Annotated in this window: 9 protein-coding genes; 5 read left to right on the top strand and 4 right to left on the bottom strand. The window is 68.9% G+C overall.

Translation table 11 applies throughout. From position 1 onward, the window contains the following. The 3 genes from Q0480_RS02475 to Q0480_RS02485 form a co-directional block, all read right to left on the bottom strand. The coding region (locus Q0480_RS02475) for a hypothetical protein (protein WP_299130279.1) at window positions 1-231 on the bottom strand (231 nt) is incomplete at its 3' end. Window positions 232-284: 53 nt separating this feature from the next. Then, on the bottom strand, window positions 285-452 hold the full coding sequence (gene rpmG, locus Q0480_RS02480; RefSeq protein ID WP_274127672.1) for a 50S ribosomal protein L33: 168 nt from the start codon (window positions 450-452) through the stop codon (window positions 285-287). 258 nt (window positions 453-710) lie between these two features. Further along, window positions 711-2,075 (bottom strand): hypothetical protein, encoded by a 1,365-nt coding sequence (locus Q0480_RS02485; RefSeq protein WP_299130284.1) that lies wholly within the window; start codon window positions 2,073-2,075, stop codon window positions 711-713. A gap of 314 nt (window positions 2,076-2,389) precedes the next feature. Here Q0480_RS02485 and Q0480_RS02490 point away from each other — a divergent pair, with 314 nt between their 5' ends. From Q0480_RS02490 to ppk2, 5 genes are read left to right on the top strand one after another with little or no spacing between them, the layout of a single operon-like run. Further along, window positions 2,390-3,511, top strand: a complete 1,122-nt coding sequence (locus Q0480_RS02490; RefSeq protein WP_299130285.1) for an AI-2E family transporter — start codon at window positions 2,390-2,392, stop codon at window positions 3,509-3,511. Beyond that, complete coding sequence (locus Q0480_RS02495) at window positions 3,511-3,960, top strand: hypothetical protein (protein WP_299130286.1); 450 nt, start codon at window positions 3,511-3,513, stop codon at window positions 3,958-3,960. The genes Q0480_RS02490 and Q0480_RS02495 overlap by 1 nt, the downstream gene beginning before the upstream one ends. 1 nt (window position 3,961) lies before the next feature. After that, window positions 3,962-5,194, top strand: coding sequence for a biotin/lipoyl-binding protein (locus tag Q0480_RS02500; protein WP_299130288.1), 1,233 nt, complete (start codon window positions 3,962-3,964; stop codon window positions 5,192-5,194). Continuing rightward, window positions 5,194-6,885, top strand: a complete 1,692-nt coding sequence (locus tag Q0480_RS02505; protein WP_299130290.1) for a SulP family inorganic anion transporter — start codon at window positions 5,194-5,196, stop codon at window positions 6,883-6,885. The genes Q0480_RS02500 and Q0480_RS02505 overlap by 1 nt, the downstream gene beginning before the upstream one ends. Then, window positions 6,882-7,724 (top strand): polyphosphate kinase 2, encoded by an 843-nt coding sequence (ppk2, locus tag Q0480_RS02510; RefSeq protein WP_299130291.1) that lies wholly within the window; start codon window positions 6,882-6,884, stop codon window positions 7,722-7,724. Before Q0480_RS02505 ends, ppk2 begins: the two co-directional genes overlap by 4 nt. Before the next feature lie 137 nt (window positions 7,725-7,861). Here ppk2 and Q0480_RS02515 read toward each other — a convergent pair whose 3' ends face one another. Beyond that, window positions 7,862-8,326, bottom strand: a complete 465-nt coding sequence (locus Q0480_RS02515; RefSeq protein WP_299130293.1) for a hypothetical protein — start codon at window positions 8,324-8,326, stop codon at window positions 7,862-7,864. Window positions 8,327-8,667 lie beyond the last annotated feature (341 nt).

Raw genomic sequence — 8,667 nt, forward strand, 5'->3', positions numbered from 1 at the left:
CATGCCCCGGCAGGGCACGCCCGTCACGATTTCGCGTAACCTCGAAATCGCGAAGTGAAGCTCGAACATCGCGCGTCGCCCGGCGTTGCTGGCCGGCGGCGGGGACATCGACAGGGGCGCTGCCTTGGGCGGCTTCGTGACGGTCGGGCGTGGAAAGCGCGGGCAAAGTCGAAGCAACAAACGGATTTGATACGACGCGCCGCGCGCCTGAAAATAAACGACCGCAAACAAAAACCCCGCCGGAGGCGGGGTTTCGTCAGGACGGCGAGGCGATCAGTGACGGATCACTTGATCTTGCCTTCCTTGTACTCGACATGCTTGCGCACGACCGGATCGTACTTTTTCACGGACATCTTCTCGGTCATCGTGCGCGAATTCTTCTTCGTCACGTAGAAATGCCCGGTGTCGGCAGTCGAGTTCAGCCGGATCTTGATGGTGGTCGGCTTCGCCATTTTTCATCCCTTCTCGCGGTCGGACGCGAATCCCACGGTCAGCCGCGCCAGCGACCGAAATTCCAGCGGGCTGTGTAAGCCTTTCGAACCGCGTGTCAAGGACGAACGCCTCGCGCGCGCCGCCCGCGCGGGGTCGCCCGACACCCTCGTCGAGCCATGGGCGCCGGAGGGTCGCGCCCCGTTCCGCCGCCCCACGACCAGGTTCGGGGCGAGCGAACCGCGCGGAGGCATTGGCTTTCGGCCCCCGTCGCCGGCGTTTCAGAAGGTGAACTTGGTGCCGAAGGTGCCGACCGTGATCTTCCTCAGGTCGGGATCGACATCCTTCAGCTCGTACCAGCGAAGCTGGCCATAGAGGTCGATGTCGTAGGGCCCGATCTTCTGCACGGCGGCGATGCCCCAGGACGTTCCTTCCGCGCCCTCGGCGCTGATGTTGTCGCCCTTGGTGTAGTCGATGCCGAAGCCGGTCGGACCGAACGACGAGAGCGTCGTGTCCCAGCCGAGCTTGGCGTAGAGGTTGGCCGGGTCGTCGCCCTCGTCGAGCTTCTGGCCGCCGGTCGAAAGCGTCAGGCTGAGGCCGCTCGGATCATGCTTCACCGAACCCGAGGCGGCGTAGGCATAGTCCACCGCGGCGTCGTCGGGATTATAGACCGAGCCCGCGGCGAGCAGGGTGAAGTCGCCGACCGTCCAGCCGGTCCAATCGCCATAATCGCCGCCGAGCGTGATCGCCGCCGCCCACTGATCATCCTGGCCATAGGAGGCCGAGCCCTGGACCGGGCCGAACATCGGGCTGTCATAGCGGAGGCGCGCGAGGCGGCCGCCGTCGAAGTCGGTGAAGGCGCCGCCGACGGTGGTATCCGAATAGGTTTCACCGTCGGTGAACAGGATGCCACCGGCGATGTCGGCGACACCGGCGTACATGATCGGACCGGACACGAGCGACAGATCGTATTCCGCCGTGTCGTCGGCCGCGCTCGAGCCCTTGCCGAGTTGCAGCCGGCCGTAGCGATCGTCGCGGAACGTCACCTCGGCGCGACGAACGTTGAAATCGGCCTCCGTCTGGGAGTCGAGCTGGCTGACGTCGGAGGAATTGTTCGGGCTGGCGCCGATCTCGAGCGTGGCGCCGAGCCGCGTCCGCCCGAGGGGCGCGTCGGCGTCGAGACGGAAGCGCGTGCCCGAGCTGTCGTTGTCGACGATGAAGACATCCGTCGAGATACCGTCGTCCACGACGTTGAACGCCGGGTTGACCTGGCCGGAGAGGGTCAGCGAGCGGCCGCTCGTGTCCTTCCAGGTGAAGCCTTCCGCCACCATCCGCGCATCGGTGCGGTCGTCCTCGTCCACCGACGCCGCGGCCGGCCCCGCCGCGACCGCGACCGGCGCCGCCGCGACCGCCGCCGGCCGGGCCGGCGTTGTCGCCGCCGGGGTCGCGGCGGCGGTCCTCTGGGCCTTCAGCGTGTTCAGCTCCGCCCGCATCGCGTCGATCTGCGCCTGTTGCGCCTCGATCACCGCCATCATCCTGTCGAGGTCGGCGGTACTCGCGGCCTGGGCGAAGGCCGGGGCACCGGCCGACAGTGCCAACAGGGCGGTGGTGGCGGTCAGGGCCAGGGTCGGTCCTGCTGGAAACATGGCGGGCTCCCGCGGTCTGGGTTGGTGGGACATGGGCGTGACCCCCTTGTCTTCGCAGCATTCGCGATCGCGGGAAAGTGAGGGCGAGCGAACCCCGCGTATCGACGGGATCGAAGGGTCCCCGCGACGTCGCGTATCATCTCGGTCCTTCGGCCATCCCGTCGCCGCGCCGGACCGGAATGCGCGCGAACGGCCCTTGCGCTCGCCGCGCGCGGGGTAGAGCGTGCGCCCAGATCGAGCGGGGCCTGCCATGCCCGTGGCCTCGCCACCGAGGACGGCCGGGCTCGCCCTGCCCGATGCGTGAGGAGGGGAAATTGCGCGCTCCCTTGATCGAGAAGGCGAAGCTCGAAGCCGGCGCGACCGATTTCGTCGTCCGCCTCGCCTTCCTCGGCCTCTTCGCCTGGTGGTCGCTGGAACTGGTGCGGCCATTCGTGCCGATCGTGATCTGGGCGATCCTGCTCGCGGTCGCGCTCTATCCGGCCCATGCGTGGCTCGCGCGGCTTCTCGGCGGCCGGCGGAGCCTCGCCGCGACCGTCATCACCCTGATCGCGCTGGCGACGGTGCTCGGCCCGGTCAGCATCCTCGCCGCCAGTCTCGCCGAGTCCATCCAGTGGCTCGCCTCCGGCCTCGGTTCCGGCGCGCTCAAGCTGCCGCCGCCGCCCGCCGCGATCGAGGACCTGCCCATTCTTGGCGAGCGGATCGACGAGGCCTGGACCCTCGCCGCCAGCAATCTCGAAGACGCCGTGCTGCGCTACGGCCCCGCCGTCCTGCCCACCGGCGGCGCGGTGCTGGGCAAGGTGGCCGCCATCGGCGCCGACGTGCTGAAATTCGTGGTCTCCGTCATCATCGCCGGCTTCCTCTTCGTGCCCGGGCCGCGGCTCGCCACCGGAATCCGCGCCTTCGCCAGCCGCCTGATCGCCCCGCGCGGCGCGCATTTCGTCGACCTCGCGGGTGCCACCATCCGCAATGTCTCGCGCGGCGTGATCGGCGTCGCCCTGCTCCAGGCCCTGCTCGCCGGGGCGATCCTCTATCTCGCCGGCATCCCGGGGTCAGGACTGGTCGCCTTCGCCGTCCTCCTGCTCTGCATCGTCCAGATCGGCCCCGCGCCGGTCCTCCTGCCGCTCATCGTCTGGATCTGGATGAGCCACCCGACCACCTTCTCCCTCGTGCTGACCCTCCTCCTCGTCCCGGTCGGCCTGATCGACAATGTGCTGAAGCCGATCCTGATGGCCCGCGGCCTGACCACGCCGATGCTCGTCATCCTGACCGGTGTCATCGGCGGCACCCTGACGCACGGCCTCGTCGGGCTGTTTCTCGGTCCGGTCGTGCTGTCGGTGTTCTACGAACTCGTCGTCGCATGGACCCGGCTCGGCCAAGGCCCTACAGAGACCCCCATCGACGGCGGCCCCCCACCCGCCGCGCCTGGAGCCCCATGATGGACCAATCCGTACTGAACCCGGCGGCGCCGCCCCACCTGCCGTCCTTCGTCACCGCGCCCGGCCAGTCCGACTGGCTGATGACGGTGATGGCCGTCTTCCTGCTGGTCACCGTCGTCTCGGTCGGCCTCGTCTACCTCAAGCTGCACTCGCTGCCCGAGCATATGGCGCACCGCGCCAACAAGGTGCAGTACCAGTTCGTCGCGGTGCTGGGACTCCTCGCGCTTCTCACCCACAACGCGGTCTTCTGGATCGCGGCGCTGCTGCTCGCGCTGGTCGAGCTGCCGAATTTCTCCACGCCGATGAACTCGATCGCGCTCAGCCTCGAAAAGCTCTCCGGCCGCGACCGGAATTCGACCGAGGCTCCGCGCTGGGACGACCTGCTCTCGAACGATCCACCCGAGGAGATCGCGCCGCCCACGGTATCGGCGCCGGTGAAGGAGGTCTGAGATGCTCGAGCTCATGCTCTGCTCCGCCGTCACCATCCTGCCGGATTTCCTCTACCGCCACTTCGCGCAAGGCAAGCGCATCGGCCGCGAGATCACCCTGTTCTCGGTCTGGTACGAACTGCGCTGGGGCATCACGCTCTGCGTGCTGCTGACGATCTCGCTCATCACCACGATCTTCTATTTCCACCCCTCCACGTCGAGCGCCGTCTCGGTGTTCCGCACCGTCACCATCCTCCCCGAGTCGAACGGGCGGGTGGCCGAGACCTTCGTCGGCATCAACCAGCGGGTGACCGCGGGCCAGCCGCTCTTCCGGCTCGACGACAGCGCGCAGAAGGCCGCGATCGAGACCGCCACCCGCCAGATCACCGAGATCGACGCCGCGACCCGCGTCGCCCAGTCGCAGCTCGCGGAGGCCGAGGGCCGCATCACCCAGGCCCGCGGCTCGCGCAAGCAGGCCCAGGACGAGTACGACATCCGCGCCGAGCTGATGAAGCGCAACCCGAACGCCATCGCCCAGCGCGACGTCGATCGCGCGCTGGTCGCCGTCGATACCGCGCAGGGCGCGGTCGACGCCGCGCTCGCCGGCCGCGACGCGGTCCAGAGCCAGATCGAGTTCCAGCTCCCCGCCGCGCGCGCGACAGCCGAGGCCGCGCTCGCCGAGGCCCAGGTCGCGCTCGACCAGACACTGGTCGTCGCCGGCACGGACGGCATCGTCCAGCAGTTCGCGCTGCGCGCCGGCGACGTCGTCAACCCGATGCTGCGGCCCGCCGGCATCCTCGTTCCCGACCGCCACGCCACCGGCCTCATCGCCGGGTTCGACCAGATCGAGGCGCAGATCATCAAGGTCGGCATGGTCGGCGAGGTCACCTGCCCGGCGATCCCCTTTACCGTCATCCCGGTCGTGGTGACCGACGTGCAGGACGTGGTCGCCTCGGGGCAGATCCGGCCAACCGACCAGTTGCAGGACGTCTCCGCCTTCGCCCGGCCCGGCACCATCACCGCGACGATGGCGCCGCTCTTCGAAGGCGGGCTCGACCGGCTGCCGCAGGGCTCGGCCTGCGTCGCCAACGCCTATACGTCGAACTACGACGCCCTGCACGAGCCGGGCATCGGCGCGTTCCACGCCTTCGTGCTGCACGCGATCGACGCCACCGGCCTCGTCCACGCGGCACTCCTGCGGCTCCAGGCGCTGATCCTGCCGGTGCGCACGCTGGTCCTGTCCGGCGGCCACTGATGCACGGGCCGGCGCCCTCCACCCGTCCGGTGCTGGCGAGCCTCGCCGGCTACCGGCCGGGCTGGATCAAGGGCGACATCGCCGCCGGCCTCGCCATCGCCGCGGTGGGTCTGCCCACCGCGATCGCCTATCCCGCCATCGCCGGCCTGCCACCGCAAACCGGCCTCTACGCCTCGATCGCACCGCTCGTCGCCTACGCGGTCCTCGGCCCCTCGCGCCAGCTCATCGTCGGGCCGGACGCCGCCACCATCACCGTCATGGCCGCCGTCCTCGCCGCCATGCCCGGCCTCGCGCAGGCCGACCGGCCGGGCGTCGCCGCGATGCTGGCGCTCATCGTCGGCGCGCTCTATCTCGGCGGCCGCTTTCTCGGCCTCGGCGTCCTTTCCACCTTCCTCTCGCGGCCGATCCTCGTCGGCTTCTTCGCCGGCATCTCGCTCACCATCATCACCGGCCAGTTGAAGCGGGTGACCGGCGCCCCCATCACCTCCGACGGCCTGATCGCGCCGTTCCTCGACCTGATCCACCGGTTCCCGCAAATCCACTGGCCCTCGCTCGCGCTCGCCGCCGCGATGTTCGCCGTGCTGCGGGCCGCGAGCTCCCTCCGCCTTCCGGTCCCCGGGCCGGTCATCGTCGTCGTCCTCGCCGTCGCGCTGTCCGCGCTCCTCGACCTGCCCGCCCGCGGCATCGCCACCGTCGGCGACGTCCCCACCGGGATCCCGGCGCTCGCCCTGCCCGGCCTCGGCGGCGCCCCGCCGGAGCGGGTCGTCATCGGCGCCGTGGCGATCTTTCTCGTCAGCTTCGCCGCCGGGATCGTCACCGCCCGCAGCTTCGGCCAGCGCGGCGGCTATCCCGTGGACGCCGACCGCGAGATGACCGGCTTCGGCGCCGCCAATCTCGCCGCCGGCCTCTGCGCCGCCTTCCCGGTCACCGCCTCCGATTCCCGCACCGCGATCAACGCCAGCGTCGGCGGCCGCTCGCAGCTCGCCGGCGTGGTCGCCGCCGCCGCGCTCCTCGTCACCATCGTCTATCTCGGCCCGGCGCTTTCGATCCTGCCGATCCCCGCCCTCGGCGCCATCCTGATCGCCGCCGCCATCAGCCTGATCGACATCGCCGCCCTGCGCGGGCTCTGGCGCATCAGCCGCATCGAATTCGTGTTCGCCATGATCGCCCTCGTCGCGCCGATCACGTTCGGCGTCCTCGGCGGCATCCTCGTCGCCATCGGCGCCACCTTCGCCTACCTGCTCCACAAGATGATGCGACCCCGCGACGCGCTGCTCGGCCGCATCCCGGGCCGCGACGGCTTCTACAAGCTCCACCGCCACGCCGACGCCCGGGCCATCCCCGGCCTCGCCATCGCCCTCATCGAGGGCGACCTGCTCTTCTTCAACGCCGACCATGTCCAGGCACGGCTCTGCGCCATCGCCGACGCCATGCCCGAGGACACAGGCTGGTTCCTGCTCGACGCCAGCGCCATCACCCAGACCGACTCGACGGCCGCCGCGATGCTCGAGGAATTCCGTGCCGATCTCTCGGAGCGCGGCGCCCGGCTCGCCATCGCCGAACTGAACGGCGAGGTCCGCGATCTCCTCGACCGCGCCGGCCTGCTCGCCGCCGTCGGCCCCGAGCTGATCTTCGACGATCTCGACGACGCGCTCCGCGCCTTCGAGGCGAACCCGGGAGGAACCCCATGAGCAAGAAGCACAGGACGAAGGCCGCGCCCGACCTGGAGCCCGTCCCCGACGCCAGGGCGGCGAAGAAGGCCCGGAACAAGGCCTACGAGGCCGAACTCGCCCGCCTTCAGGAGGAAATCGCCAGCCTGCAGGCCTGGGTCAAGAAAAGCGGCGCGAGCATCGTCATCATCTTCGAAGGCCGCGACGCCGCCGGCAAGGGCGGCATGATCAAGCGGCTCACCGAAAAGGTCTCCCCCCGCGTCTTCCGCGTCGTCGCCCTGCCGGCGCCGACCGACCGGCAGAAGACCCAGATCTACATGCAGCGCTACATCGAGCAGCTGCCCGCCGCCGGCGAGGTGCTGATCTTCGACCGCTCCTGGTACAACCGCCCGGGCGTCGAGCGCGTCATGGGCTATTGCAGTGACACGGCCGCGAAACGCTTCCTCGACGAAATCCCGCATCTCGAGGCGCTGATCACCGAATCCGGCATCACCCTCCTGAAGTATTTCCTGACCGTCGGCGAGGAGGAGCAGGAACGCCGCTTCCGCCAGCGCATCGACGATCCCGTGCGCCAGTGGAAGCTCTCGCCGATGGATCTCGAGAGCTACCGCCGCTGGTGGGACTATACCCGCGCCTATGACGAGATGATCCGCCTGACCGACACGCCGCACGCCCCGTGGTGGATCGTCGATTCCAACGACAAGAAGGCGGCCCGCATCAACTGCCTCACCCACCTCCTCGCCTCGATCCCCTACGAGAAGGTCAAATACGACGCGCCGAAACTCGGCAAGCGCCAGAAGCGCCCCGACGACTACGTCCCCGAACGCACCGCCCGCAACGTCGTGCCGACCGTCTTCTGAGGGCGAGGCCCGCCGGCGCGCGTGCCCGAAGCGGCGAAAACATGCATACGAAATACATACGTTTTGTGCATGGGATGCATACGCGAAAAAATCCGCGCTTTCCGAGGCTTACCCGGAAAACCGCCGCTCCGCCGGATCTAGACCGCCGGCGGGGACCAGTTCAGGAAGAACCCGATATCCCCCGGAATTCCGCCGGGGAAATTGATGACCATCGCCTTCAGCCGGTAACCGCCCGGCTTGCCGAACGCCTGATAGCGCTCGAAGAACTCCCTGGCCTTGCCCCGCAGCGTCTCCGGCCAGTTCGGATCGCCATTGTTGATCGCCCGCCCGCTGTCGGCGCAGAGTTCGGAGGGGAAGCTGTAGACCATCGCCTCCATCTTGCCGTCCTTGACCGCCAGCCCCACCAGGCGCCGCACCATGGCGATCTCGTCCTCGCTGACATGCTTGTGCAGGAAATCGTCGGTGAAGGCGGTCAGTTTCTTCTGTTCCTCGTCCCGCGCCCGCTGCTCGACCTCCATCCTGTCCATTTCCTTCTTCAGGATGGACATGCGCAGCTCTTCCGCCGAGATCGGCGCCGCGTTCACATCGATCTTGTCGCTCATGTCAACAGTCTCCCCCTGTCGGAAAGTGATGACCCCGTTTCTATCAGATGCGTCGGGGAAGGACACGTAACATACGGTAGCGTACGTGAAATCGTCCCTTGACGCCCGGCCTTCGCACCCGCGCACGGGTGGGACGACCTGTTCACCTGTCCTGAGCCGGAAGGGACGCATCATGGCCCAGCGCGAGGCTCCACGGCCGCCGACGCCACCGTCATCTCGCCGCCGGCGAGCCGCGTCGCCCTCCTCGTCATCCCCACCGACGAGGAACTGATGATCGCCCGCCACCCCCTCGCCCTGATAGGAACCGCTGCATGACCCTGCCGTCCGTGAAAGCAAAGCTC

The sequence above is a fragment of the uncultured Amaricoccus sp. genome (assembly GCF_937891315.1).
In the GTDB taxonomy this organism is placed as follows: domain Bacteria; phylum Pseudomonadota; class Alphaproteobacteria; order Rhodobacterales; family Rhodobacteraceae; genus Amaricoccus.

Bases quoted from the DNA above. Each gene is read 5' to 3' on its own strand.
- rpmG (WP_274127672.1), bottom strand. From the start codon at position 452: ATGGCGAAGCCGACCACCATCAAGATCCGGCTGAACTCGACTGCCGAC.
- Q0480_RS02485 (WP_299130284.1), bottom strand. From the start codon at position 2,075: ATGTTTCCAGCAGGACCGACCCTGGCCCTGACCGCCACCACCGCCCTG.
- Q0480_RS02495 (WP_299130286.1), top strand. From the start codon at position 3,511: ATGGACCAATCCGTACTGAACCCGGCGGCGCCGCCCCACCTGCCGTCC.
- Q0480_RS02500 (WP_299130288.1), top strand. From the start codon at position 3,962: ATGCTCGAGCTCATGCTCTGCTCCGCCGTCACCATCCTGCCGGATTTC.
- Q0480_RS02505 (WP_299130290.1), top strand. From the start codon at position 5,194: ATGCACGGGCCGGCGCCCTCCACCCGTCCGGTGCTGGCGAGCCTCGCC.
- ppk2 (WP_299130291.1), top strand. From the start codon at position 6,882: ATGAGCAAGAAGCACAGGACGAAGGCCGCGCCCGACCTGGAGCCCGTC.
- Q0480_RS02515 (WP_299130293.1), bottom strand. From the start codon at position 8,326: ATGAGCGACAAGATCGATGTGAACGCGGCGCCGATCTCGGCGGAAGAG.